The 24,543-nt window shown below is 46.8% G+C and carries 24 protein-coding genes; 9 read left to right on the forward strand and 15 right to left on the reverse strand.

The genetic code is table 11. The annotated features are described in order from the left end of the window. Positions 1-315 precede the first annotated feature (315 nt). The 5 genes from AC58UU_RS29115 to AC58UU_RS29135 all read right to left on the reverse strand — a co-directional run bounded on the left by AC58UU_RS29115 (position 316) and on the right by AC58UU_RS29135 (position 4,291). Entirely contained in the window at positions 316-474 is a 159-nt protein-coding gene (locus tag AC58UU_RS29115; protein ID WP_497320962.1) for a hypothetical protein, read from the reverse strand. Positions 475-526: 52 nt separating this feature from the next. Next, positions 527-859 carry a winged helix-turn-helix transcriptional regulator gene (locus AC58UU_RS29120; protein ID WP_171645049.1) on the reverse strand — a complete coding sequence of 111 codons (333 nt, stop codon included), beginning with the start codon at positions 857-859 and terminating at the stop codon, positions 527-529. 306 nt (positions 860-1,165) lie between these two features. Continuing rightward, positions 1,166-2,734: a sensor histidine kinase gene (locus tag AC58UU_RS29125; protein ID WP_497320782.1), complete on the reverse strand. Its 1,569-nt coding sequence runs from the start codon at positions 2,732-2,734 to the stop codon at positions 1,166-1,168. Further along, positions 2,731-3,426 carry a response regulator transcription factor gene (locus AC58UU_RS29130; protein WP_497320784.1) on the reverse strand — a complete coding sequence of 232 codons (696 nt, stop codon included), beginning with the start codon at positions 3,424-3,426 and terminating at the stop codon, positions 2,731-2,733. Before AC58UU_RS29130 ends, AC58UU_RS29125 begins: the two co-directional genes overlap by 4 nt. A 100-nt stretch (positions 3,427-3,526) precedes the next feature. Then, positions 3,527-4,291, reverse strand: a complete 765-nt coding sequence (locus AC58UU_RS29135) for a hypothetical protein (protein ID WP_497320785.1) — start codon at positions 4,289-4,291, stop codon at positions 3,527-3,529. Positions 4,292-4,473: 182 nt separating this feature from the next. Here AC58UU_RS29135 and AC58UU_RS29140 point away from each other — a divergent pair, with 182 nt between their 5' ends. Further along, positions 4,474-4,770 (forward strand): Rieske (2Fe-2S) protein, encoded by a 297-nt coding sequence (locus AC58UU_RS29140; protein WP_497320787.1) that lies wholly within the window; start codon positions 4,474-4,476, stop codon positions 4,768-4,770. A gap of 6 nt (positions 4,771-4,776) precedes the next feature. Here the strand turns inward: AC58UU_RS29140 and AC58UU_RS29145 are convergent, their stop codons facing one another. The 3 genes from AC58UU_RS29145 to AC58UU_RS29155 all read right to left on the reverse strand — a co-directional run bounded on the left by AC58UU_RS29145 (position 4,777) and on the right by AC58UU_RS29155 (position 6,627). Then, the gene (locus AC58UU_RS29145; RefSeq protein ID WP_497320789.1) at positions 4,777-5,118 is read right to left on the reverse strand and encodes a YrdB family protein; all 342 of its coding nucleotides are present in this window, start codon (positions 5,116-5,118) and stop codon (positions 4,777-4,779) included. Positions 5,119-5,259: 141 nt separating this feature from the next. After that, positions 5,260-6,102 (reverse strand): SDR family oxidoreductase, encoded by an 843-nt coding sequence (locus tag AC58UU_RS29150; protein WP_497320790.1) that lies wholly within the window; start codon positions 6,100-6,102, stop codon positions 5,260-5,262. A gap of 111 nt (positions 6,103-6,213) precedes the next feature. Then, positions 6,214-6,627, reverse strand: coding sequence for a MarR family winged helix-turn-helix transcriptional regulator (locus AC58UU_RS29155; RefSeq protein ID WP_497320792.1), 414 nt, complete (start codon positions 6,625-6,627; stop codon positions 6,214-6,216). 243 nt (positions 6,628-6,870) lie between these two features. On the opposite strand from AC58UU_RS29155, the gene AC58UU_RS29160 reads away from it, so the two are divergent. Together AC58UU_RS29160 and AC58UU_RS29165 are read left to right on the forward strand one after the other, a co-directional pair. Next, positions 6,871-9,087, forward strand: coding sequence for an ATP-binding protein (locus AC58UU_RS29160; RefSeq protein ID WP_497320793.1), 2,217 nt, complete (start codon positions 6,871-6,873; stop codon positions 9,085-9,087). Positions 9,088-9,089: 2 nt separating this feature from the next. Next, positions 9,090-9,785, forward strand: a complete 696-nt coding sequence (locus tag AC58UU_RS29165) for a response regulator transcription factor (RefSeq protein ID WP_497320795.1) — start codon at positions 9,090-9,092, stop codon at positions 9,783-9,785. A gap of 885 nt (positions 9,786-10,670) precedes the next feature. Here AC58UU_RS29165 and AC58UU_RS29170 read toward each other — a convergent pair. From AC58UU_RS29170 to AC58UU_RS29180, 3 genes are all read right to left on the reverse strand, one after another. Then, positions 10,671-11,843: a YncE family protein gene (locus AC58UU_RS29170; RefSeq protein ID WP_497320796.1), complete on the reverse strand. Its 1,173-nt coding sequence runs from the start codon at positions 11,841-11,843 to the stop codon at positions 10,671-10,673. A 92-nt stretch (positions 11,844-11,935) separates the two neighbouring features. Continuing rightward, positions 11,936-13,411 (reverse strand): S-layer homology domain-containing protein, encoded by a 1,476-nt coding sequence (locus tag AC58UU_RS29175; protein WP_497320797.1) that lies wholly within the window; start codon positions 13,409-13,411, stop codon positions 11,936-11,938. Between the two features lie 288 nt (positions 13,412-13,699). After that, positions 13,700-14,311 carry a biotin transporter BioY gene (locus tag AC58UU_RS29180; RefSeq protein ID WP_497320798.1) on the reverse strand — a complete coding sequence of 204 codons (612 nt, stop codon included), beginning with the start codon at positions 14,309-14,311 and terminating at the stop codon, positions 13,700-13,702. Between the two features lie 118 nt (positions 14,312-14,429). On the opposite strand from AC58UU_RS29180, the gene AC58UU_RS29185 reads away from it, so the two are divergent. Together AC58UU_RS29185 and AC58UU_RS29190 are read left to right on the forward strand one after the other, a co-directional pair. After that, on the forward strand, positions 14,430-15,269 hold the full coding sequence (locus AC58UU_RS29185) for an ATP-binding cassette domain-containing protein (RefSeq protein ID WP_497320800.1): 840 nt from the start codon (positions 14,430-14,432) through the stop codon (positions 15,267-15,269). Beyond that, positions 15,260-16,933 (forward strand): ATP-binding cassette domain-containing protein, encoded by a 1,674-nt coding sequence (locus tag AC58UU_RS29190; protein WP_497320801.1) that lies wholly within the window; start codon positions 15,260-15,262, stop codon positions 16,931-16,933. The genes AC58UU_RS29185 and AC58UU_RS29190 overlap by 10 nt, the downstream gene beginning before the upstream one ends. Before the next feature lie 188 nt (positions 16,934-17,121). On the opposite strand, the gene AC58UU_RS29195 is transcribed toward AC58UU_RS29190, so the two are convergent. After that, positions 17,122-17,280, reverse strand: a complete 159-nt coding sequence (locus tag AC58UU_RS29195) for a hypothetical protein (RefSeq protein WP_497320803.1) — start codon at positions 17,278-17,280, stop codon at positions 17,122-17,124. A 145-nt stretch (positions 17,281-17,425) separates the two neighbouring features. Here AC58UU_RS29195 and AC58UU_RS29200 point away from each other — a divergent pair, with 145 nt between their 5' ends. Beyond that, a complete protein-coding gene (locus tag AC58UU_RS29200) occupies positions 17,426-18,199 on the forward strand; it encodes an EcsC family protein (protein WP_497320804.1) in 774 nt (257 codons plus the stop codon). 160 nt (positions 18,200-18,359) lie between these two features. After that, positions 18,360-19,589 carry an NAD(P)/FAD-dependent oxidoreductase gene (locus AC58UU_RS29205; protein WP_497320806.1) on the forward strand — a complete coding sequence of 410 codons (1,230 nt, stop codon included), beginning with the start codon at positions 18,360-18,362 and terminating at the stop codon, positions 19,587-19,589. Positions 19,590-19,676: 87 nt separating this feature from the next. Here AC58UU_RS29205 and AC58UU_RS29210 read toward each other — a convergent pair whose 3' ends face one another. Together AC58UU_RS29210 and AC58UU_RS29215 are read right to left on the reverse strand one after the other, a co-directional pair. Next, positions 19,677-21,197 (reverse strand): MDR family MFS transporter, encoded by a 1,521-nt coding sequence (locus AC58UU_RS29210; RefSeq protein WP_497320807.1) that lies wholly within the window; start codon positions 21,195-21,197, stop codon positions 19,677-19,679. 240 nt (positions 21,198-21,437) lie between these two features. After that, positions 21,438-21,980, reverse strand: coding sequence for an NAD(P)H-dependent oxidoreductase (locus AC58UU_RS29215; RefSeq protein ID WP_497320808.1), 543 nt, complete (start codon positions 21,978-21,980; stop codon positions 21,438-21,440). Positions 21,981-22,231: 251 nt separating this feature from the next. Between AC58UU_RS29215 and AC58UU_RS29220 the strand changes: the two genes are divergently transcribed. Then, positions 22,232-22,627: a winged helix-turn-helix transcriptional regulator gene (locus AC58UU_RS29220; RefSeq protein ID WP_497320809.1), complete on the forward strand. Its 396-nt coding sequence runs from the start codon at positions 22,232-22,234 to the stop codon at positions 22,625-22,627. 85 nt (positions 22,628-22,712) lie between these two features. Here the strand turns inward: AC58UU_RS29220 and AC58UU_RS29225 are convergent, their stop codons facing one another. Continuing rightward, complete coding sequence (locus tag AC58UU_RS29225; protein ID WP_497320811.1) at positions 22,713-23,750, reverse strand: AraC family transcriptional regulator; 1,038 nt, start codon at positions 23,748-23,750, stop codon at positions 22,713-22,715. Positions 23,751-23,895: 145 nt separating this feature from the next. Here AC58UU_RS29225 and AC58UU_RS29230 point away from each other — a divergent pair, with 145 nt between their 5' ends. Further along, positions 23,896-24,477 carry an NAD(P)H-dependent oxidoreductase gene (locus AC58UU_RS29230; RefSeq protein ID WP_497320812.1) on the forward strand — a complete coding sequence of 194 codons (582 nt, stop codon included), beginning with the start codon at positions 23,896-23,898 and terminating at the stop codon, positions 24,475-24,477. Positions 24,478-24,543: the final 66 nt, after the last annotated feature.

Below are 24,543 nucleotides of genomic sequence, written 5' to 3' on the forward strand. Positions count from 1 at the left end.
CTTTAGGGTACGAGTCGGCTCATCATTTTGAGCAACTTTACTACAAAAGTCAGCCGGCCTAATACAACGGTTGTTCCTTGATTTTGTGTCTACGCTATTGACAGAAGTGCAGTTTTATGTAAATAGCGGCGCTACGTTCCTCATTTGCATGAATTAGTGCCTATTTCGCATAAATAGCGAATCTACGATCGTCTAAAATAGCCTACCTTGGGTAGATGAATGCAAATATCAGTGAAGAGGCTGCCCCTTCTAGAACCACGAGAAAGAAGACCACCCCGTTGGTACTATCCCCTGGGTGGTCTTCTTTTGCATCGCTTATTTCTTTATAAGATTCAACTTAAGAGCCTGCTCCTCAGTTAATATAAATTCCTCCTGAGGCCATATTTCCTCATCTTTATCTCTCCCGAAGAGACGAAGTATATCTGCCCAGACCCCTTTTTCCATTGCTTCCGAAGCTGAAATCATGATCTTCAAAGCAAACACCTCCTGGGATTAGTTACTTGTATCACCTTGGCTCAGTGATCAACTAATGAGTTAGTATTGGAGCCATATCTTTTTCTTTCATATGCTGCTCCCCCCAGTTGCACATGGCATCCAGAATGGGTTTGAATGACCAACCATAATCGGTCAAGGAGTAGACCACTTTCGGTGGCACTTGATCATAACTTGTTCTTTTCACCATTCCGTCTTGTTCCAACTCGCGTAATTGTTGGGTAAGCATCTTCTGGGTAATTTCGGGCATTAACCTTTTTAACTCGCTTGTTCGTTTGTCCCCTTTGTCCAAATGGCACAGGATGACGACCTTCCATTTACCACCGATCACATCAAGCGTGGCTTCAACTGGAATATTATAGGGCATCGAAGTAAACCTCCTTTTGAAAATAAGGGTACTTAATAGTACCTATATACCTTAAATGTATCTATACTACTTCAAAGTGCGTACTTATCAAAAAGTTCTTATAAAAATATAATAGCACTCAGAGCCGAAATGTTAAAGTGTAGAGCCGTTCACTTCAATTATAAACTAGGAGGATATTATGAGCCAATCATTCGCACATTCTGCGTCTAATCATGAATCGTGCCATTTAGATGAGCTCCCGTGGAACCATGGAAGAAAGCACAAGCGATCAGGAATCGGTTTCCTGTTGCTTGTGCTTTTTTGTCTTTATGAAACTTTTGGTACACTAGTTTTGTCCGCATGCTTTCCTGGCTCGATATAAAAGGATACGCCATCTCTCTGGTTCACCGCGCGAACGGTCATGCCGTGATGGTCCATAATTTGCTTCACGATGGCGAGGCCAAGTCCGAATTGGCCATCGCCACCGGAGCGGAAGGGTTCGAAAAGGCTATCGGCGATGGATTGATCAAGAAGCGGGCCATCATTACTTATACAAAACTCAGATAAGGAGGGCTGCCCTTTTATCGCATTCGCATTGTCGAGTGACTGTGATTTGACCAGGATGCGAATGCAGCTTTTGGCATAGCGGAGTTGGTTGTCTAGCATGTTTTCCAAGGCTATTTTCCACTGTTCCTGATCACCGATTAGTTTGGTATGAGGAGCGAGATCCATCTCCCACTTGATTTCAGGACGACGATACCGCAGTCGCTCAACCACATCCTCAACGACAGCGTTAATCTCAAAAGGCTGAAAGGGCTTCTCTCGGGCCGTCAAATAGTTTAGCTTATTCAGCAGCAGCAAGTCGCGAATCCGCTTCTCCAACCGCTCGCCCTCCTTCATAATAACGCCAACGCTTTCATTGAGGGTTCCCTTCGGATAAACGCCGTCTTGTATGGATTGCGCATAGCTGCGAATCACCATCACAGGCGTCTTCAGCTCGTGAGACGTATGCTGCAGGAAGAACTGCTGCGCCCGATCTTGGCGCACTAACCGCTGCCGCATGGATTCAATCGCTTTGGCTAGCCGGCCAATTTCATCCTTGCGGCTTGTTGAGATAGGCTCGTGCCAGTCACGTTCGGCCATCCGCCCAACATGGCGCTCCATCTGTACCAGTGGACGCGTGAAATAGCGAGCTATTCCCAGACAGGGGAGCCAACTAATGACAATAAGACCTACCATCAGCAGCATGAGCCGGCCAAACATCGTCATCACAAGATCATTGCGATAGTTTCCCCAAGCATACGAGACGATGAAGTTGGGCTTAGTTAAATCCCCTTCTTTGCGAATCACATAGAAGATACTCTTATTCTCAATACTCCGCGTATATTTTTCTACGGGCAGTTGTTGTGCGAAGGCATCATGCTCCATAGCCTGCATGAAAGGCTCGCTAATGGTAGCGCTCGAAGCAAATGTTTGATTGCTGGCAGCAGTACCGCTTATCATGAAATGCTGAATCGTTGGTCCGCTAAATGTCCCATGAATAGTCGCGGTTGCGCGTGTCGCCATAGTTGAATTAGGGAGGATGCTGTTTACTTCATTGAGTTCCATTTTCGGTACGACCAAAATGCGCTTGTCCATAGGTATGCCCTGTACAAAACTGGGAACCGGAAGTTGAATGATTGGTTCCGCGGGGATTGCAAATGTCGCCGCTTTGGTGCTTTCCACACGTAGACCGCTCTGTGTATCGAGTAAAATATCATACAGCTGCTCAGTGAAAAACCCCTTCAGTGTCCAAGGAAGCAGGATGGCGAGCAATGTGAAAATCAAAAGTGTTAAGGAGGCGAACGCTCCCCATAGCTTGACCGCAAGAGGCCAATTTCCCAGACGCATTCTCATGCTTTCACCATCCTATATCCGTAACCATACACGGTTTCAAGTCGCAATTCCGGCAGCTTACGGCGTAATCTTCGCACCAAATCGTCGACGACACGATCCGTACCGAAGTAATCGATACCCCAGACAGCGGTAAGTACTTGCTGACGTTCAAGCACCTGTCCATGGTGATTCACCAGGTAAAGCAGCAGCTCGAATTCCTTCGACGTAAGATCCGGGTTCGTTCCATCGGCGTCGGTCACGATGCGGCCTTGCTCATCGATCAGATAGGGTCCAACGGTCAGTTTCACGCGGCGTTCTTGGGCGGCTGTCAGGGATCCGCCGAGTCGTTCCCCATAGACACGTTCAAGCAATTTACGTGTGCGTATGACGAGTTCCCGCGGTAAAAAAGGCTTGGCCAGATAATCATCACTGCCTAGCTCCAGTCCAATAATCCGATCAATATCTGCATCCCGCGCGGAGATAAAGATAACAGGCTGCATCGGTTGATCCGCCTTGATTTCCCGCATCAATTGATAACCATCCACGCCGGGCAGCATAATATCGAGGACCCACAAGTCCGGCCGCTCCGAGATTGCTTCTCGGGCTGAGGTTCCATCGGGGAACGAGCGCACTTGCCACCCCTCTTTCTCTAAATATGCTGCGAGGACGCCTCTTAAATCCTCTTCATCTTCTACCAGATAGATATGATACATGTGCATAATCTCCTACTTTCCTGACCACATAGGGAAAAAGTGGAGCCGATCCGCTTAAAAATGCGATCGGTTCCACTAGATTCAAATAGCTAAACAAACTTTATTTCTCAGCGGGTGCTGGAATTTCTGTTTTCAATTTCTTCGTCAACTCGCGAAGCTCTTCGGTTTGCTTCACATAATCCTTCAACAATTCAGGCAATAAGCTTTTAATCGCCGCGGAATCATCTGCTTCCACCGCTTCTGTTAATTTCTGCTGACGTTTGAATGCTTCGGACGGCTCCGCTTTCATTATATCACCAGCTACAGCACCCTCAAGTGGAAGTGCTTGGGTAACCAGTTGTTTGATCATGATATCTTTTGTAGGCGGGGTTATAACACCATCTGTCGCGATTGTATCCGAGGGAACAGCAGGAACGGCAGTAACGGAAGCTGCGGCCCCTTCTAATTGGAGCACATCGTCATCAGTAAGGACTTTCCCAACTTCTGTTTTACCAGTCTCAGCATCTTTTTTAAAGATCACTTTTTTAGCAAAAGTAGGCTTTGGAAACTCATTTTCTACCTGTTTGCGATCTTCCAACGCTTTCTTCCAGTCGGATAAAGTTTCTGGTGCATAGGAACTGGCAAGCAGCTTCCAGTAGTTTCGCTCATGCGATGGCTGCATTAGTAGACCTGCGCTAGCGCTAGTCGCACGGAACATCATGACTGGTTTACTTCCTTCAGGTTGTGAAATCTGGACGGCGGCTTGGATCGATTTCGTATCTTTGTTCGTGTCTGCTGCGGATGCAGTAACGGCTCCGAATGCGATAGTTGCGATTACGGCTAGCAAGCTAGTTTGAGCTGCGCGTTTTTTCCATTGTGTTTTCATTTTGAAAACTCCTCTCGATATATGTAACTTGTAGGGGATGTTAGTCATTTCCCTTACACCCTTACTGTACCGAAAGATTATGGACATCCTATCGTAACATTGTGGGAAATTATGTGTAGAAGCTTATGGATTGCGATAAACTGTTAAGACGGAGTAATCAACATTTTGCTAGGAGGATTAGGATGAAAGAAATTGAACTGGGTCTGGAAGAGCGATTTACAGATTTACCCGCAGAAGTTAAGGTTGAAAGCCAAAAGTACTGGATTTTGAAAAACGACGAACCCGATAGCTACCGTTTAGTATCGCGTAAGTGTCCGCATGCTGGGGGTTTGGTAGAAGAGGAAAGTGGGGAGCTGGTATGTCCCTTGCATGGTTGGGAATTCGATTCTCATACAGGCGTTTGTTTGAATGTGCCATCGAAAAGTCTAACCGCGTATACCGTTATTGTAAAAGATGGGCTGCTCGTCGCCCAAATGTGACCGCCTTTATTGTTCCCAGAGGAACTTCAGAATGCGATGAAGGATGTAAAAAAGAGCGAAACAAATAGCGAGAGAATATTTGCCGGTTACATAAAGGGCTATAATGGCAACTGCGAAAATAACGAGTTCGATAATAAATTGCAGAGGCTGAGAGACGGTTATTGAAGCTTTCGGTGAAACGAACATGCCCCATAGAATAGCTGCAAGCAGTGGAGTGCCAATGCCCAGAATGCATTTGAGCAGCCACCCGTTGCCAACGTGAAATCCCCAATAGCAAAGGGAAGCAAGGATGCAAAGTTCTAGCAGAAAACGTAAGCCTAAATTGGCGGCTTTCATCATGATCATCATGATAACAACACTCCCTCTCACAGATAAACTAATTATAGTAATATATTAACTAATGATATTAGTTTATGCAATCTTTTTTTGGATTTGAAAAATACCACTGCAGAACGTTTTTACGTTCCGAAGTGGTATTTGATTTGATTTTTACCTATTCAAATGCAGTTTACGTGTGTTGAGCATGCCGTCCAGACCAGTGGGATCTTGACTCACTTTATATTGGACGAAAGCTTCCGCAGCTTCCGATGTTCTAATGCGTAATGGCTTCGGATCCAACTCCGTGACTAATTTAACCATCACCTCTGCAACCGATTCTGACGTTTGAGGCACCGAATTCCGCTTGGAGAAGGTGTCCAAATACTGCGTGATAATCGGCTTATATTCATCTTCTAGAATGCCGCCGGTTTTTTGAACGTGACCGAGGACGGTGCTGTTAAAATTGGTTGCAATCGCGCCGGGCTCAAGCAGCGTAACATCGATATTAAATGTGGGCTTGTAGTAGGTTGCTAAACTTTCTAACAAACCCTCAACGGCGAATTTTGCCGCGCAATAAATCTCATTAAAGGGTTGCCCGACCAAGCCGCCAACACTTGTAGTTGCAATCAGATGTCCAGCATCTGACTTGCGAAGCAGCGGAAGCCCTGCACGAATCGTATGCATAACTCCATAGACATTCGTATCAAAAACGTTTTGGATCTCCTCCATAGTCGCTTGCCCCAAGGCTCTCAAAAATCCAAAGCCCGCATTACAGAACAAAACGTCAAGGTGACCGTGGTTCTTTTCGATAACGGCAAACGCATTTACCATAGATTCAGGGCTGGTGACTTTCATTTCGATAAAATGAAGATTAGCCTGATGGCCGTACTTCTCTTGATCGCGTTCGACGTTGCGTGTGCCAGCGTAAACCGTCCAACCAATCTCAGAAAATTGCAATGCAGTCGCTAAGCCTATGCCCGACGAGGCTCCGGTGATCGCTATAATTTTATTCAATCAAAACACTCCTTATGTGTTTATTCTTTAAACTGTTTACAAACTAAACAATATAATGATTAAACAAATTAGTCAAGATGAAAATGAGAAATCCCAACAGAAACGTTGGGATTATAACGGCAATTTTTCTAAAAGCTGTTTGAGTGCAGCCAATTCTTCCTTAGAGTAGGGGGTAAATAGCTGTTCGATTTTTTTATTGTACGCAGCTAAGATGCTAATTATCAGTTCATTTCCTTTATCCGTCATTTGAACGAGCTGACTTCTGCGACTAGTGGGATGCGGCTTGCGGATGACCAAACCCTGCAATTCCAATTTATCTAACAGCTGTGTGATAGCGCCTCTGGTTAGCCCGAATTCATTCGAGATATCCACAGCGATACACTCAGGGTGTTTGCGTAGAAACTCCATGACATACATCATAATCGGTGAAATCTGAAAGTGAGGCAGCACCTGCATCAAATAAGAGGAGATGACATTTTTAATTTCGCGAAATTTGGTCGTAATCAACTCTTGGTCATTTTCCATAAGAAGCCGCCCTTTTTTGTTTAGTTTCTATACATTTCTATACATTATAACAAAAAAGTGACCCACAGCAACGGGCCGCGGGTCTAAGTATATATTTTAAAGGGGGGTCGAACTTTATTATAGGCTTACTTCATTAAAATCAGATGAATTTCAGATTTCATTTTCATTACATTTTTGCTAATGGTAAAATAGAGCTAATGAACACATCTAAGAATAGTGTTGCTAGAGCGGAGGAACCATGTTTTGAAACATTATTCTATGCGATCGCATTTGACCATAACTTTCGCTATTATGGCGATGATTCCGATTCTAATTCTAGGCAGTTTTCAAGTTTCTCAAATTACCCATATTACGCAGGAGTCCAATCAGAATCAGCGGCAGACGACCTACAGACTAGGGGATGCCGTCCAAGATTACATGTACTATCATCGAAATGCGGTTGAAACGTTAGCTGCCACAATTACGGCATCGGACGCTACATTTCGTACGCGCGAAAGCTTAACGCTAAAGCTGCAATCGCTGCAAGAAAATTTGGCGGGCTTCACCGGCATCTACGTTGTAGATCAAAATGGGATCATAAAAGCGAGTCACACTGCAGCGAATGCTTCACTCATTGGCGCCGACGTCAAGGAGAGAGATTACACCAAACGTGTGCAAACCGCACAAAAGACCATCATATCCTCGTTATTCCGGGGACCAGAAAGTTTGAATCAGTCGGCAGTCGCGATTGCTGTACCGATTTATAAGGGAAATAGGCAAGCTGATGGCTTTGTGCTCGCCGTGCTCGAATTGGCTCCCATTAAGGAGCTTGTTACCAAATATGATTATGGCAAAGAAGCGTATCCAGTTGTTCTGGATCATGCGGGTAAACCCATCTATCATCCTAACGCTGCACTTACTGAATCCATGGCGGATTTATCTAAGGAGCCTGTTGCCGAAGATGCCCGAGTCCAGCGACAGGGGGAAGGAACTTACCAATTAAGCACCTCTACTCATAAAGAACTGATTACCTACAAAGCCATTCCCGAAATCGATTGGATCGTTTGGGTAAGTAAGTCCAAAGCCGCAGTCAATGCTGCTTTTATCGAATCTCTCCGTATCACGATATTGCTGCTGGTGTTCACACTCATATTGACCGTACTGCTGGGCAGTTTTCTGGCGAAACGGCTGAATGGAACTATTCATGCCTTGGTTGGTTACACGCAGCGTCTTGCAGGAGGCACCTTCGCCAAGCCGGACAGCAAAGTCGTTCCTCAGGGTTCACCTCTTGAACTGCAATTGCTGGCTGATCATTTCTTCCGGATGGCTGAGCAAATTAAGGAAAATCAAGGAGCGCTGCTGCAGCTCAACAGCGAGCTTGAGAATCGTGTTGAGGAACGAACCCAGCGGCTGCAGGACGAGCATGCGACCTTAAATGCCGTTCTGGAAAGCATGTCCGATGCGGTTGTCCTGATCGACGTGAAGCATAATGTTGTTTATGCCAATCATCGGATGGCCGAAATCTTCGCAATTCCGATGTTAGAGTTGGGAGCAATGAATGAAGCTGCGCTGTTTGAAAGAATTGCTCTTTTGCTGCCCGAGCGTCAAGACGAGCTCCAGATGCTTACTGCTGAGCCAAGGGTGCAGGGTGCTTTTACGGTGAAATCTGAGCATGGCAAAGAGCGCTTTATGATGGTTTCGGCATTTCAGGTCGCTAGAGAAGGGCGAGTTTTTGGCCGCGGCTATGTGTGGCGTGATATGACCAAGGAGCACGAAATAGATGCGCTTAAGAATGATCTAATTTCCCTTGCCTCCCATGAATTTAAAACACCAATCACAAGTATACGCGGGGGTGTTGAGACGCTGCTTCGTGTGGATGCCCAGTGGGAAGAAAGCTTTAAGCAGGAGCTGCTGGAGGGAATTCATGAAGATATCGGGCGCATTCAGGATCTGATCGATGAGTGGTTGGATATCTCGAAGATCGAATCGGGCGCCATGCGGATCAACCCGCAGCCACTCCGGCTGGAAGCAGTTGTGGAAAGCGCCAAGAGAAGGCTGCCGCAGCAAGCGAATTATGAGCATACCCAATTCGAGTTGCATCTGGCCGATGATATTCCTTTGGTCTACGCGGACAAGCTGCGCATGGAGCAAGTTCTCGTGAACTTGTTCACGAACGCAGTTCGCTATAATGAGCAGCATCCGATAATTCGAATAACCGCTAAAGCGGATGAGCGTTATGTTCATCTGGAAGTTCAAGATAATGGCATCGGGATATCTGCAGAGCATGTGGATAAAATATTTGACCGCTTCTACCGAGTTGATGTGTCATCAAGCCGTCAAACGGGCGGAACCGGACTCGGTCTTGCGATCTGCAAGGGGATCATGCAAGCGCACGGCGGAGAGATTCGCGTATTGAGCAAGCCTGGTGAGGGAAGCACATTTATCCTCTCCATACCGAGGTTCCAAGGGAAGGAGAGCTGAAAATGAACAAGAAGAAGATTATGATCGTCGATGATGAGCCCAAAATCGTGCGTTTCGTCGCAGCGAACCTCAAATCTTTGGATTTCGAAACATTAGCCTGCCAGAGCGGCGCTGAGGCGCTTGAGAAGGTTGAGGGATTTGATCCGGATTTGATTTTACTAGATCTGATGATGCCTGGCATGGATGGATTCGACGTTCTCAAAAGGCTGCGCTCGTACTCTAGTGTGCCAGTCATCATGCTGACTGCGCGGAGCAATGGTGCGGATAAAGTGCAAGGACTCAACCTTGGGGCGGACGATTATTTGACGAAGCCGTTCTCATTAGATGAGCTATTCGCCCGTGTGAACGCCGTGCTTCGCCGGATGGATGGCCGAATGGCGACTCCAGTCACAACGAGTGAAATCACACTTGGACCCGTCACGGCTAATCTTGCTCAGCGTAGAATATGGCTGGGAGGTATTGAGGTTAAGTTTACGGAGACCGAGTATAACCTGTTTGCTTTGCTCTTGCAGTATGCGGGCAAAGTTATGACCCATGAGCAGCTGCTGAGCGAAATCTGGGGGAGTGAATACCGCGATGAAGTTGAATATTTGCGGGTCACGATCGCGAGAATTCGCCAAAAGATTAAGAGCCTTGCAGAGGGGCAGGAGATTATTGTTACCTACCCTGGGGTGGGCTACATGGCGAAGCATGAATGAATGAATGAATGAACGAATGAATAAAAGAATGATGAATAAATGAATGAATGCTGACCGAGTGAATGCATGTTGAAAGATTGAATGCATGCGGCCGTTTGCTAAGCGAGTTCTCATAAAGTAAGAGCCCATAGAAAAGCCCCTTGCCTTGTTTAATCAGGTAAGGGGCTTTTGGTCTCGCATCACATGCAAAATAAGCTGAGAAAGCTGAAATGGACTTCTCATCGACGGAAAAGTAGCAAAGTGTTGCTGGGAAGTCCGAAAAGGGCTTCTCGGAGCTAGATGGATACCTTTTAATCGACAAATGTATGCTGAGAGAGCCGTAAAGGACCTCTCACCGTCGAAAAAGTAGCAAAATGTTGTTGAGAAGTCTGAAAAGGACTTCTCGGAGCTAGTTGGATGACCGACAAATGTGTGCTGAGAGAGCCGTAATGGACTTCTCACTATCGGAAAAGTTACACGCAGAGGCTGAAACGATGTTTTTTATCGCTAAAGTAGGTGTTTTCCGTTAAGAGGACACTTTAGTGATGTAAAACATCATAAAAGAGTGTCTGAAGGCCATCATTTTGATGATAAAGCCGCTGAGACGATGATTTGCATCATTAAAGTTTATTTGTGCTGTGTTCGGCATCAAATAAGAGTCTCTGGAGACTCTTATTTCCCATCAATAGTCACTTTTTCTCAAAATAGAAGCTTCTAGGGGCTCTTATTTCCGCGGAATGTTCCAGATTCACTGTGTTCGGCATCAAATAAGAGTCTCTGGAGACTCTTATTTCCCACCATTAGCTACTTTTTCTCGAAATAGAAGCTTCTAGGGACTCTTATTTCCGCGCAATGATCCAGATTATTTCAAGCTGGCATGAGACTATTTAACGATGAAAAACCACCTTACCGACTCAGCAGCTGCACATCCAAAGGATAATCAGGGATCTCGAAGTCGCGGACTGCGCCAGACTCCAAGTCAACAACGGTCATGCCGTTCCAACCGGTATCGGCATAAGTGACGCCGCCTGTGAGGTAGGCGTAACGACCGTCTGCGCTGCTGGCGACCATTTGGTGCATACGGGCCAGAGGGATGATTTTCTCGGCATGAGCAGCTATGTCGAGCACCGTTAAGTTAGGCTTGCCGGTTGCGCTGCCGGCAGAGCCGATGCCGACGATGAGCAGCTGCTTACCGTCAGGTGTAAGGGCAACGCCTTCCTGATGCGTGTTGCCGGTTAGCGACTTCGTCTCATACTTGCCGCTGACAGGATCAAGAACGACAAGACCGCGGCCTTGGTAAGGCAAGAGTAGACGGCCATCGGAACGAACCGCCGCATAATGGGGCTTCTCGAAGCCGCCGCGACCATACGGAGCTACCTCAAGGGTGCGAGCTTTGTTACTGGCAAGATCGATAGCCGTCACAGAGTAAGAATCATGATCAATGCTGTAAACTTCACGGCCATCGAGGCTGGTAACGACATCGAACGGTCGGATTCCTACTGAGATACTGCCTGTCATGGAGAGGTTTTCGGTGTCCATGATCTCTAATTGGCTTTTGCTTCTGCCGGGCAAGTAAACACCTACATAGACGTATCGGCCGTCAGGCGACACAGCGATACCCATGCCGCCGGGACGATATTCGCCAAATTGAGGCTTACCTACATCTGCTTGGTAAGGTACAAGGGCTACGCGTCTACGCAACTGGGTATCCACCACAGCGATACCTTCCGCTGTTGATACATAGGCGCGATGATTAGACCCTTCCGCAATAGCGAAAGGAGATTGACCGACGATGAGTTTCTCGAAGCTGCCGGAAGCTGGGTTTAAGAAAGATATATAGTCACTCTTCGAATGTGTAACCATCAAAGTGGTATTGGAAGCATCGGGCGGAGTGGTATTTGTTGGTTTTGGACTAACGACAGGTGTTGTTGAAGGTACTGACGGTGTAGGAACAGGTGCTGACGTTGCTGTGATGTTGGAACCAACTGCCGCGTCGGGACGCGACCCGCAGCCTATTAATAGAAGAAGCAGCGTGAGCGGAGTCAATATTGTCAGGAAGGAAAGGTTTTTACGTAACATGGGAATTCACCTCGGATATGTTGGATAGGGATAAATAATAGAACGAGAGCACCTCATTCAAGGTACCCTCGGATCTCTATCTTAATGGAAGATTATTTTGTTAAAGTCAAAGTGACGCCTGTTGCATTAGACCATTTACCTACTGGAGCAACGGTATAAGAAGTGCCTGGAACAAGTTGAGCGTTATTAAGTAGAGCGAAAGTACCTACAGCGCCTTTACGTGAAGTCAGCGTGTATTCTGCTGTTAACACCGTACCGTCAGTAGCGGTAAGTGTAACACGTCGGGAGACGAAAATTTCATCCTTAGGATCTTGCGATAGTGTGACAGTGATCGTCTTCGTATCAACCGCGGCAGCAGATTGAATAGTAAGCGGCGCGATTTCTTTGGCTGTAAAAGTTGGATTCGCGAGAGTAGCCCAGTCAGCCGAAACTGTATATTTGACACCGGCTTTGAACGTTTCGCCGTTAGGTAGAATAAATTTAGGAGCTTGACGGCCATCGGTTGCTTGTGTGAATGGCAAGTAGTTCGCTGTCATTGTTGCGCCACCCTCAGGGGTAATTTGCACTTGACGGCTGCGCATCGACGAAAGAATTTGATACGTTTTACCATTGTAGGTGTTATTCTCGTCAACGATGAATGAACCTGGGCGGCCTTTGCTGTATGCAGCAATTACATAACCATAATCAGCAACACCATCAGCCAGATGGGATTCAACTTCAAACAAATCACTCGCTACCTGCGCTGTGGATTTTAGGGCAATTTTTTCCGTGCTCGCTGTGAAAGTTCCAGCAGGCTTACCTTTATAAGTCAGTGTGTAAGTGGTCCCGGCTTTTTGGGTAGGAACTGGAACGATGTAGGTGGATTTGGAACCTGTTTTTAACCGTGGAACATTATTGATTGCTAGGCCATTGTCAAAAACAAAGTTTTTGGATGCTTGATCCAGTTCCAATTCTGCCGCTGGAATCGGTGCCGAGAAAGTAACTTGCAGTGTTATGGCATTCAAAGCTTGAAGCTTAGTCACTTGAATAGGCGCTAATTGCTGAGCTTCAAAGATAAGAAGAGCGGCTTGACCTCGCGTCACTTGACTGCCTGTGATAGATGCAAAGCTTGGCAGCTTTTCAACCGCTGTTTTATCAACTTTTAACACGTTCGCAATCACGTCAGCAAGTTGATCGGAAGAGATGGATTGACCTCCCCGGAATTGTCCGGCAGTATCTTTCATGGCACCTAGAGTCTCAAGGGCAACTGCATAGGAATAGAACCAATCACCTTTTGATACATCGTTAAAATGGTTGACTGCAGCTGGGTCCATGCTCACATGAAGTGCTAAAGCGACGATTTTGGCAACCTCTGCGCGAGTTGCAATCTGATTCGGTTTGAAGCTGTTGTTCTCATATCCGGATACAACTTGCTGCTGTGCTAATTGTTCAATAGCTGTTTGAACTTGAGCCGTGTTGGCAGAATCCGTGAAAGGATTAGCTGCTAGTGCATTGAATGGAAGAATTGCTGATAAACCTACGGTTGCCGTGATGGTTAATGCGGCTAATGTCTTTTTGCTGTTTTTCATATATAACACTCCTATTCGATGATGTTTGGATTGCGCTGTTGTTTGCAACGTGCTGTTGTCTACAAGAACTAGCTTACACGTCAGGGCATTACAATCGAATAAAAATTCCGTGCTGTACATTACAAAATCGTAAAAATTTGATATCCACACTCGAAAAGCAATACAAAAAAACGGCCATACAGCTGTAAAAGATTTGAGTATGTGCTCAGATCTTCTACGGCTGTAAGGCCGTTGTTCGTTAATTTTAGTTAGGTGGATGGTTCAACCACTTTCATGGAATTTAGAGTCTTAAATGCTAAGATCTGTAGGACTATTACTTTTAACAACGCTGTGTGAAGAGGAGCACGTAAGTCTTTGCGGGGGGAATACTTGGCGAACAGGAGCAATGATCAGTGCTGCAACCACAGCTTTGATTGCATCTCCAAGTAAGAATGGATAGCACGCTGCTGCCATGGCTTTGGCGAATGTATAGGTTGGTACTTTGTACATTAACCAAGGAACTCCAGCCAGATATAGAATGAGAGAGCCGAATACTTCAAGGACAAAGAAGGCGGCGATGTATCCCATGATGCCATTCATCCGAATACGAGGTAAAATAAGACCGATAAGCATGGCCGAAATAGGCCAAATCATAATGAAACCGCCAGTAGGTCCGAGGACGACACCTAAACCGCCATTTCCGTGAAGTAGGGGAAAGCCGATGGCTGTGAGGACGACAACGAGGGCCATACTAAGGAATCCATAGCGAGCTCCCAGAAGCCCGCCTGCTAGCATTACCGCCAGTGTTTGCAATGTAATAGGCACGGGTGTCAAAGGAAGAGAAATTTTCGCAAAGCTGAATAAAACGAGAATAGCGGCAAATAGTGCACTAAAAACAACGCCGCGTAGAGTGAGTTTCATATTGTTCATCGCTCCTGTTTCTGTTATTGTTGATGTATTGTTAACCAACTAGATTGACTTTGGTTAACAATACAGATGATAGCACATCTTTTGTGAAAGTGAAAGGAACATTTTACATATGGCAAACAGTGAGATTTTAGCTTCTTTGGAGAAAGCCTCCGTGATCTATCGAACAGAATCGGGAGATGGAAGGCAAGTGTGGTCTGATGTCTCCATGGATATTCATAAGGGTGAGTGGATTGTCGTCATAGGACCCAATGGCAGCGGAAAAAGTACACTAGCCAGTGTATTACTGGGCTTAAGTCCGCTCTCCAGTGGGCAATTTGTGCATAAACAAGACCAGCATAGGCTAACCCGAGGTGTGCTGCAAATACCGGATGCCCAGTTTGTTGGGGATACTGTTCAGGAAGAGCTGGACTACCTGCCCTATGGGCAGAATTTAAGCACAGAAGCACGTAAAGAATGGTACATTGAAACCTTGTCTGCCGTTGGACTGACGATCCCAATCGAGCGTACGCTTAACACGTTATCCGGTGGGCAAAAGCAGTTGGTGAATCTCGCAGCAGCGCTTGCGGCTCATCCAACGATCCTTGTATTAGATGAGCCGACCGCAATGCTTGACCCTGCGGCAAGGAAGGAAGTGCGCCAAGCGGTACGTGAAGCGCATAAGCAAGGGACAACGATTGTGTGGATTACCCATCGTTTGGAAGAGTTGGCGGATGCTACGCGTGTCGTTGGTTTTGGAGAGGGACGGATTACCTTTAATGGGGAGCCGAGAGCGTTTTTTTATGGGGAAGGGGGAGAATTACCGGCTATGACACCTTGTATGGAGTTAGGGTTTGATCCGCCTTTTGTGGTTAAGACAGCCATTGGTTTGCAGCAGCAAGGTTGTCAGCTTGACCTCCTCCCGATAGATATGGAAGAACTCGCCAAGGCGGTGTCGTCCTTATGCCCATAGCTCTGCAGGACATTCGGGTAGATGCTCCGGATGATCCTAACAATCAATTGTTGAAGGATATAAGCTTCAAATTGTCGGAAGGGTCGCTGACCTTGCTGATTGGTCATACGGGTTCTGGGAAATCAACACTGCTGCAGGTCATGGCCGGAATACTGGAACCAACCTTAGGAACGATTACCCTTGATGAGCAGCCATTGTGGCACAAACGGAAAGTAGATCAAGCCCATCTCCTTCGTATAGGTCTGATATTTCAGTTCCCCGAGCAACAGCTGTTCGCGCGCAGTGTACGCCAGGAATTCGCGTACTCCTTGCGTCCTTACCGGCTCGGGGCGGACGAACGCGAGCGCCGCATTCGCGCCGCTTGCGCTGACCTCGATCCACGTGGCGTCATCGCTATGGATCGGTCGCCTTTCTCGCTGAGCGGCGGCGAGCAGCGCCGGCTCGCGCTGGCCACAACGTTCGCCACTGCGCCGGATTGGCTCCTCATGGATGAGCCAACTGCCGGCTTAGAGGCGGCAGCCGTCCGCGAATTGCTGCGCATCATTCGCGCGCGCGAGCGTGGCGGGCTCGTCATCGCCACGCACGACCTGGACACGTTCTTTCCGCTAGCGGACCGTGTCCTCGTTCTAGACCGCGGCGCGCTCGTCTTCGACGGCTCGCCGGAAGAGCTTTGCCGCGCGCCGGAGGTGCTGACGCGCGCGGGGGTCGGCCTCCCGAGCTGCGTGGAGGCCGCTATAGAGCTGGCGCGCTATGGCATCGCCATCGCACCGGACCGGCTCACGCCGGCGCTTGCCGCGCCAGCGATCGCAGAGGCGCTGCGCGAATGCGCCAGCGCCAGCCCTAGGCCGGCGCCGCAAGCGGCAGCGCCGAGCCCGCAAGCCGCGCGCGAAGCTGGCGTGGCCCCGAAGCCGCCGCAGGCCGTCTGGCTGCGGCTCGACCCGCGCGCGAAGTGGCTGCTCTATCTGCTGCTCGTCATCGGAACGATGCAGCAGCAGCAGTGGAGCGGCCTCGCGGCTTCCATGCTGCTCCTCAGCCTCGCGTTTCTCGGCCTCCCGCGATCCGTCCTTCGCGGCGGCATGAAGATCGCCCTGCCATTCCTGATCTTCATGTTCATTTCGATCCTTCTGGCAGGGCTGGACTGGTCAACCGCTGAAGGGCAGTTTCCGCTTGGTTTCTCGGCGGAGCGTGGCTGGAGCACGGCACTCACGTTGACACGTTTGTTTCTCGTCCTCATGGCAGGCTATTGGCTAGTCGTCACGACGCCTTATGGTCAGCTCGTGCAAGGGCTCAATTGGGCCTTGAAATATTTCCGCAAAGTTAAGCTGCCGGTAGAATCGTTTTCTTTGGCCGTCTCCTTGATTTTTCGCTTCATTCCACTCATCCTGCGGGAGTGGCAGCGGTTCTCAGCCATCGTAAGAGCCAGAGGCAAAGCATCAATCCGCCCGGGTGCTGTTCGCACAAGAGATATCCCTGCGCTGGTCGTCCCCTTGCTGCTTGCTATGTTTCATAAAGCAGAGCAAATGACCATTGCGATGGAACTGAAAAAAATCGACGGCAAACAGCTGCTGTTGAAGAAAAACACTTTACAGTGGCGAGGTATGGATACCATTCTCGTTATCACGGGCATTCTTTGTTTTTCATTACTAATGTACATGCAATCATAATTTCCAGGGGCTGTCCCAAATGTAGATAAACTACTTGAGGACAGCCCCTATAGGCATATTGACCTTCAGGGACATTCGAATCGGTATTCAAAACAAAATTCATACTTCCATTGGATTTTTCCAAATGGAATTTACTCTGAGGCTTCGAAATTCGTGCTTCTATTGGAATAATCCAATGGAATTGACTTTTAGGCTGTAAAATCCCCACTTCTATTGGAATAATCCAATGGAAGTAGCAAGCGGACTGTGAAATTCACAAGTTGGAGCTGAATTTTCCAAATAGGACTTTTGGGGAAGCCCCTTGCTCTTTTTTGCTCTTCACTTTGCTCTTCACTTTGCTCTTTCATTGTGCACTTCCTCATGCTCTTCTCACGCTCTTCTTCATGCCGCTTCCCGCCACTCCCCGTATTCTTCTCCGTTCACCACGTCATGTTGAGACCAATCGCCCCGTATACTATACTTAAATGAAGAACAGGGATGGCGGTGGCGAGAATGGAAACAGCGTACACAATTTACGAACAGCAGATGTTAAAAAAGCTGAAACGCTGGGAAATCCGGCAGCAGAGAACTCCCAACCTGATGGAGAGAGCCTCCAAATCTGTTCAAACCAGCATCAATAACTTGATCCCCGACAAGGTTCATAAGACAATAACCGCGACCGTCAAAGGAATCGTGCAAACGACCCTATTCGGTATGAATTACATCCCCAAAAACGACCCGCTATACGGCGTCTCCTTAGCAGATAGCGATGCCAAAGCTGAGGAATTATTATCTCTATATAAAAAGATTGCTGCAGCAGAAGGAGCAGGTACGGGAGCGGGGGGGATCCTGCTAGGATTGGCGGATTTCCCGATTTTGATCGGCATTAAATTAAAATTCCTATTTGAGCTGGCGCATGCGTACGGCTACTCAACGAAAGATTACCGGGAGCGGTTGTTCATTCTCTACGTGTTTCAGCTGGCCTTCTCCAGTCCGAATAAGAAGCCGGATCTTCTTCATACCATTAAGAATTGGCATACCATTTCTCATTCCTTTCCACCGGCTGAGGACTACATGAATCAAGTGGATTGGCAGCAGCTGCAGCAGGAATACCGGGATACGATTGATTTTCGTAAAATGCTTCAGCTTGTCCCCGGCATCGGGGCGGTGGTGGGCGCTTGGGCTAACTTTGGTTTGCTGGAGGAGCTCGGCGTGGCAGGAATGAACTGTTTTCGATTACGCCGCTTACATGATAAAGCGGAGAGCGACGGCTTCGAATCCAAATAAAAACGGTTATTGTTCAAAAACTGGTCAAATTTATAGTGATTTTCGATGAGAAATAGCATATGATAAAAGAAAGAGTCGTTAATCGGCTCTACATATAAAAGTATGTGATATTTTTCACAAATATATGTGATTTATTTCACAATCCAAGGAGAGGATTTCAATGAGCAAACCGAAAGTGGTTATTCTTGGCGCAGGTTACGGAGGTCTGGTCACAGCCATTAGGCTTCAAAAGCAGATGAAAGCAAGTGAGATGGAAGTTACCTTGGTGAACAAACATGATTATCACTACATGACGACACATCTGCATATGCCGGCTGCCGGTACCGATCATCACGATAATGCCCGTGTGGCGATTGCGGATTTGATTGATGAGCGTAAGATTCATTTTGTGAAATCAACGGTAAGTCAAATTTTGCCCGAGGAAAAGAAGGTTGTGCTCGGTGATAGGGACCTCTCCTACGATTATCTGGTTATTGGGCTGGGGAGTGAAACCGAGACATTCGGCATTCCTGGGATGAATGAATATGCGATGTCAATTAAGAGCATTAACAGCGTGCGCTTTATTCGCCAGCATATTGAATATATGTTTGCCAAGTCAAAAATGGAGCCAAAGAGGAAAGAGTACCTCACCTTTGTGGTTGGGGGTGCAGGCTTCACTGGAACAGAGTTTGTGGGGGAATTGGCGGATCGGATCCCTGTGCTCAGCAGGACCTATGACGTCGACCCGTCCACTGTGAAAATCATAAATGTTGAAGCCTCCCCATCAGCGCTGCCTCCTGGTCTACCTGAAGATCTTGTCGAATATGGCATGGAAGTAATGCGCCGCAAAGGTGTTGAGTATAAACTATCCACACCAATCAAGGAGTGCACGCCAGATGGCGTTATTTTGGGGAATGGCGAGTTCATTCGTGCAGGCACCGTTGTTTGGTCGGGAGGCATTCGCGGGAATTCCTTGTTACAGCAAGCGGGATTCGATGTCCAGCGGGGAAGGGTCAAAGTGGACGAATGCTTGCGCTCCTACCAGTATCCGGATGTATATATTACAGGTGATTGCTCCATTGTGATGAGCCCTGAAGGGACGCCTTATCCGGCGAATGCCCAGATTGCCGTTCAGCAAGGCTACAACGTAGCGAGAAATCTCTTATATGCCGCTCGCGGCCGTGACCTTAAGCCCTTCGCATACGATTTCAAGGGAACCGTGGCTTCCTTGGGCAGAGGAGAGGCAGTAGGCCTACTCAAAGTGAAGAAAGTCAAAGGCAAATTCGCCGCTCTCCTGAAAAAAGTCATCGATGCTCGCTATTTATACCTCATTGGCGGTATCCCGCTCATATGGAAAAAAATGATTTTTAAACAAAAAACAACAGCCCGCAATTATCATGTGCCGAATTGAATAAGATGAAGAGCAAAAACTGGAAAAAGAAGATCAGAAACTAATCTGACTTCCTATCCAGTTTATTTTTGACGCCAGACTTTTTTGTCATGTATTTGTAGTCAGAGCTTCTTTTGCAGTCAGAGCCTCTTCCGAATTCGTCAGCACTTCTTTTCTCATGAACCAGCAAGCTATGAAAGCTACGATGGCGAAAATGATGCCTATTGCGAAAATGTGTTGAAACGCCTCTGCAAATACCATCTTGATCTGCAACAGTAAGTCATCTGAGAGCCCCTGCGGGATGCCTCCATTCAGGATTGTCTCTGTAGTTCCTTCTGGAAATTGGTCCGATAATCCGGATAAACCGCTGGCGATATTTCTGGAAAGTAAACTTCCGAAGATACTGAATCCTAGCGTGGTACCAATGGCCTGGAACAACTGCACCGTTGCCACTCCGACTCCGCTGTGTTCCTTCGCAACGGACTCCTGCACGATCAAATTGTCTGAACCGAATAGAACGCCGATCCCAAGCCCTAAAATGAAGAACGCTACGATAATATAGATAACTGTTGTATCAACATGTATACGTGATAGCAGTACATAGCTTACGATCGGGAAGATAAACGATACGATGAAGAGTTTCTTGTAGGCGATCTTCGTTATGAGATTACCGCAAAGGACACTCGCCGGAATGGCGCCTGCCATGAAGGCCAGCGACAAGTAACCGGATGCGGTAGGCGACATACCCATGACATTCTGTGCAAAAAATGGGAATCCCGACATGCCTCCCATGACACCAAGCATGGTTAGGAACACGATACAGGACAATACGACGACGGACCGATTTTTGAAGAGAACAAGCGGAATAATCGGCTCCTTGGCCTTCGATTCGATTCGGATAAAGAGCAGGGTAAGAGCTGCGAATAACGTCAATAAGCCGATAATAACTGGGGACGACCATGTATAGCCTTTGATGTCGATCAAGACCGGAGCTAGAAGAAGTGAGAGCATGGCAAGCACTAGTGTGAAGGCTCCTGCCCAGTCAATGGATTTTTTCTCGGTGTTGACCGTTTCACGTAAGCCTTTGGAAACGATAAAGGCAGCGATAAGTCCAATAGGAATGTTGATCAGAAAGATCCAATGCCAGCTCACATAGCTCACAAAATACCCGCCTATCGTAGGTCCGATCAGCTGTGGCAGAATCAATAACGGACCGACAAGGCTCTGGACTTTGGCTCGCTGCTCCAGTGGAAATGTATCGCCAATGATGATCATGGCCAAAGGCATGAGTCCACCGGCTCCGATTCCTTGAACGCCTCTTCCGATTAGCAGTGTGGTCATCGAATCAGCGAGTCCGCTGATGATGGATCCGACCATAAATAGGGCGACACAGCTTAAATAAATCTTCTTGCGACCATAAATATCGGCAAGCTTGCCGAAGATCGGCATGAACATCGTAATCGAGAGCATGTAAATCCCTGCTACCCAGCCGTAAAGTGTCATGCCGTGCAGATCACGAATAATGGTCGGCAGGGCCGTCGACACGACCGTTTGATCCAACTCTGAGAATACCAGGCCTAGCAGCAGACCGATTAGAACTAAAGTCTTGTTGTTTCCTTGCTTTTTCATGGTTACACCTCATCTTTAACTAAATTCCTCAACGCTTCTAAGCATAGATCTTCAAGGTGTTTCACTCATCCGGCGCAAGCTTTAAAAAGTTCTCGGTCTAGCGATGTAGTTTTTAGAAAATGGATAACGTAAAAAAAGCCCTTTCGGGCTTTCTTAGTAGATAAGAAAGTATAAGTTTTATACTTTTGCTTCGCATCTACCTTGACAAACGCGCTCGTCCCAGAAGGACGACGGAGTCGTTTATTCTTGAACGAGCGCACGTATGGAAGTTTGGATATGATCCGCGTACTTTTTTGCCTCTTCTGCAAGATGTATATCTGTGGCTTCATTCACATTATAGGTGACAAAACTGGGCAGATAGGCGCCGTTGCATTTGGTGATGGTGCTTTGTATCGGTCTTAATAATTCGCTGATTGTGAACCAGTTGTAACCCCTCGAATTGTATTCGCTTTCCTTGCCCCCAGTTGTCGTTGCAACAATGAACTCTTTGCCTTTCAAATGATCACCTCCGGGTCCGAAAGCCCAGCCATACGTTAAAACATCATCGAACCATTTTTTTAAAAGAGGAGGGGAGCTATACCAATAAAAGGGGAACTGGAATACGATCCGGTCATATTGGAGCAGCAATTGTTGTTCCCTCTCTCTATCGATTTTCCAATCTGGGTACTCTTGATAAAGATCTCGGACATCAATGTTGGCGTGTTTCTTCAGCTCATGTGTCCAAGTCTGATTGGCACGGGAGTGATTCAGCTGGGGATGAGCGATAATAACCATTATTTTCAAAGTAAACATCCTCTCTATTTTTCGTAGCTTCGCGAGTTACATCCTCATTATTGTGGAGAACTTCATTTTTGCAAAGTACGCATTTTATTCATACTATGTCAGCTAAAACGTACCATCGGTGGCACTTGATTCCGGCATATAGTACTAAAAATCGTACTAAGTACGATAAAACATCGTACTATTTTATTTCCGAATACTTTGATAAAGTAACAACTATGAAGGTAACAATCATGTGATCGGGAGTTGGGGACATGCGGGAAGAAAATCGCGATTTCATAACGACGCAAGGGATATTGGCTACTCTGCAGGTGATTGGAGGGAAATGGAAGCCGCTCATTTTATTTATTTTACTGAATGAAGGCACCAAGCGCTTCGGGGAGCTGAGACGTCATCTTCCGGGTGTCACGCAAGGTATGCTCACTAATCAACTTCGTGAGATGGAGCGGGATGGACTCGTTGTACGCCGTGTGTATCAAGAAGTTCCGCCTAAGGTTGAATACTTTTTGTCCGATCACGGAAGAACGTTAAGTTCGGTTTTAGCCAATATGTGCGGGTGGGGATTTAGCCATATCGAATTTTTGAAGAATGCCAATGTAAATGGCGGAACAGAGAACGATGATAATCAGAAAGACGTTAACACCGTATAATAAAAAAAAGCCCAATCGAGTACTTCGAGGGCTTAAAAATCTCATCCATATTCAGTAAAGCCAGCGCTTATGCTGCCTCATCTTTCTAGCTTCCCTTTGCAATCCCCTGGTTCAATAAATCCATCCTATACTGCCTTGGTGTTACTCCAGTCCACTTCTTAAAAGCACTTTGGAAGGCACTTGGCTCTGAAAAGTGAAGAAGGTAAGCGACCTCTCCTATTTTATATTCCGGTTTAGCCAAATAACCAACAGCAAGCTCTCTTCGAGCCCGATTCATGATATCTTGATAGGTTGTATTTTCCTGCTTTAACCTTGCCTGAATGCTTCTAACACTCATTTTAAAAGCCATTGATGTCTCTTTTAAACTTGGAAAAGGCATCGGCATGTCCTTCATGATCCAATTGTATAATTGGTCGGAGAATGTTCGACCTTCCATGAGTCTGTATCTGGTTTCCTCCGCGATGGCCTCGAAAGTCCCCAATAGCTTTGAGTCCGCTAATAAAATCGGGTATTCCAGGATGTCCTTGCTTATACGAATTGCATTCGAATCCTTACCAAACTGCGGCGTGATCCCAAGTACCGATGTATATTTGTCAATCTCCGTGGAGAGAGCATGAGTGAAATGCACCTCTTTTAAAGAAATATTTCTGCAGCTTAGCCTTATCATCAAATGATACAAAGAACTAGCCATATCCTCTATGCAGTGTCGGGCCGGCTGTTTGTGAGGACGATTGTAGGACAACCCGATGATAACGTCATTCTCTTCTATTTGCCAATTGATGTTGTATCCATCACATACGATCATATTATATTTTTGAAAAGCAGCTAGGCCTTGACCGATAGTTTTTGAGTGAAGCATCACATATCCTAGAATCCCCAAATCAGAAACCTCTATGTTTTGTCCCTGATGTAATCCGAACATGTCATCCGAAGTAATAAGAGCGGCCAATTCCGTCATACGTTCGAAATCCTCCTCCGACAACCGAGCCTCGGTGTCTTGAAGAATGGACTCATCCATATTTGCTCTTTTGAAAAACTCGTCTTTGTTATGTCCCTTGAACACAATCGTTTTAATAATCGGATAAACAAGGGATACTGATAACCCTGTGTAGTTTGGTAACAACTCCCGAGGCCTCCTTTCTGCACATAAGAATAAGATTTTGGCATGTTTGATCATACTTTTCTAGTTCCAAATGGCTTATTCTTACTTTATCTTAACACGCACAGTGATGAAAGATGAATAAACAGAGTCACGAGGAGGCAGGAACATGCAACCAAACATAGCCATTATTAACGGACATCCCTTTGCCAAGAGCTATTGCACCGCGTTATCGGAGGCCTACAAGAAAGGGGCAATCGCTAGCGGCTCGGAGGTACGGAGCATTCATATAGGCTCTTTGTCTTTTGAACCGAATTTGAAATATGGCTACCATCAACGGCTGGAGTTAGAAGAGGATTTGCTTGCGGCTCAAGAGACGATTCGCTGGGCGGATCACCTGGTGTTCGTATATCCGATCTGGTGGGGGACAGTCCCAGCGATCCTAAAGGGGTTCATCGATCGTGTATTTCTACCTGGTTTCGCCTATCGGAATCGTCCGAATTCCATGTTCTGGGACAAATTATTGAGTGGGAAATCTGCCCGTCTCATAGTAACCATGGACACACCTGCATGGTACTATCGATGGGTGTATAAACAAGCAGGGCATCATGTCATGAAACGTGGGACCTTACAATTTTGTGGAGTCAATCCCGTCAAGATTACAGAAATAAGTCCCGTTAAGTCTTCAACGGATAAGCAGCGTGAAAAATGGCTGGTAGATGTTGAAAAGTTAGGTTTGAAGCGTTCATAGAAATGGAAATAGACTGAAAAAATACAGCTTGGAAGCTGTGTTTTTCAGTCGTTTTTGCCCTTATGC

Source organism: Paenibacillus sp. JT22N1 (assembly GCF_059692155.1).

What these genes read in the sequence shown, in the direction of transcription:
- AC58UU_RS29125 (WP_497320782.1), bottom strand. Translation starts at nt 2,734, where the DNA reads ATGAGAATGCGTCTGGGAAATTGGCCTCTTGCGGTCAAGCTATGGGGA.
- AC58UU_RS29205 (WP_497320806.1), top strand. Translation starts at nt 18,360, where the DNA reads ATGAGCAAACCGAAAGTGGTTATTCTTGGCGCAGGTTACGGAGGTCTG.
- AC58UU_RS29165 (WP_497320795.1), top strand. Translation starts at nt 9,090, where the DNA reads ATGAACAAGAAGAAGATTATGATCGTCGATGATGAGCCCAAAATCGTG.
- AC58UU_RS29140 (WP_497320787.1), top strand. Translation starts at nt 4,474, where the DNA reads ATGAAAGAAATTGAACTGGGTCTGGAAGAGCGATTTACAGATTTACCC.
- AC58UU_RS29180 (WP_497320798.1), bottom strand. Translation starts at nt 14,311, where the DNA reads ATGAAACTCACTCTACGCGGCGTTGTTTTTAGTGCACTATTTGCCGCT.
- AC58UU_RS29155 (WP_497320792.1), bottom strand. Translation starts at nt 6,627, where the DNA reads ATGGAAAATGACCAAGAGTTGATTACGACCAAATTTCGCGAAATTAAA.
- AC58UU_RS29135 (WP_497320785.1), bottom strand. Translation starts at nt 4,291, where the DNA reads ATGAAAACACAATGGAAAAAACGCGCAGCTCAAACTAGCTTGCTAGCC.
- AC58UU_RS29145 (WP_497320789.1), bottom strand. Translation starts at nt 5,118, where the DNA reads ATGATGATCATGATGAAAGCCGCCAATTTAGGCTTACGTTTTCTGCTA.
- AC58UU_RS29220 (WP_497320809.1), top strand. Translation starts at nt 22,232, where the DNA reads ATGCGGGAAGAAAATCGCGATTTCATAACGACGCAAGGGATATTGGCT.
- AC58UU_RS29200 (WP_497320804.1), top strand. Translation starts at nt 17,426, where the DNA reads ATGGAAACAGCGTACACAATTTACGAACAGCAGATGTTAAAAAAGCTG.
- AC58UU_RS29190 (WP_497320801.1), top strand. Translation starts at nt 15,260, where the DNA reads ATGCCCATAGCTCTGCAGGACATTCGGGTAGATGCTCCGGATGATCCT.
- AC58UU_RS29185 (WP_497320800.1), top strand. Translation starts at nt 14,430, where the DNA reads ATGGCAAACAGTGAGATTTTAGCTTCTTTGGAGAAAGCCTCCGTGATC.
- AC58UU_RS29230 (WP_497320812.1), top strand. Translation starts at nt 23,896, where the DNA reads ATGCAACCAAACATAGCCATTATTAACGGACATCCCTTTGCCAAGAGC.
- AC58UU_RS29175 (WP_497320797.1), bottom strand. Translation starts at nt 13,411, where the DNA reads ATGAAAAACAGCAAAAAGACATTAGCCGCATTAACCATCACGGCAACC.
- AC58UU_RS29130 (WP_497320784.1), bottom strand. Translation starts at nt 3,426, where the DNA reads ATGTATCATATCTATCTGGTAGAAGATGAAGAGGATTTAAGAGGCGTC.
- AC58UU_RS29170 (WP_497320796.1), bottom strand. Translation starts at nt 11,843, where the DNA reads ATGTTACGTAAAAACCTTTCCTTCCTGACAATATTGACTCCGCTCACG.
- AC58UU_RS29120 (WP_171645049.1), bottom strand. Translation starts at nt 859, where the DNA reads ATGCCCTATAATATTCCAGTTGAAGCCACGCTTGATGTGATCGGTGGT.
- AC58UU_RS29210 (WP_497320807.1), bottom strand. Translation starts at nt 21,197, where the DNA reads ATGAAAAAGCAAGGAAACAACAAGACTTTAGTTCTAATCGGTCTGCTG.
- AC58UU_RS29195 (WP_497320803.1), bottom strand. Translation starts at nt 17,280, where the DNA reads ATGAAAGAGCAAAGTGAAGAGCAAAGTGAAGAGCAAAAAAGAGCAAGG.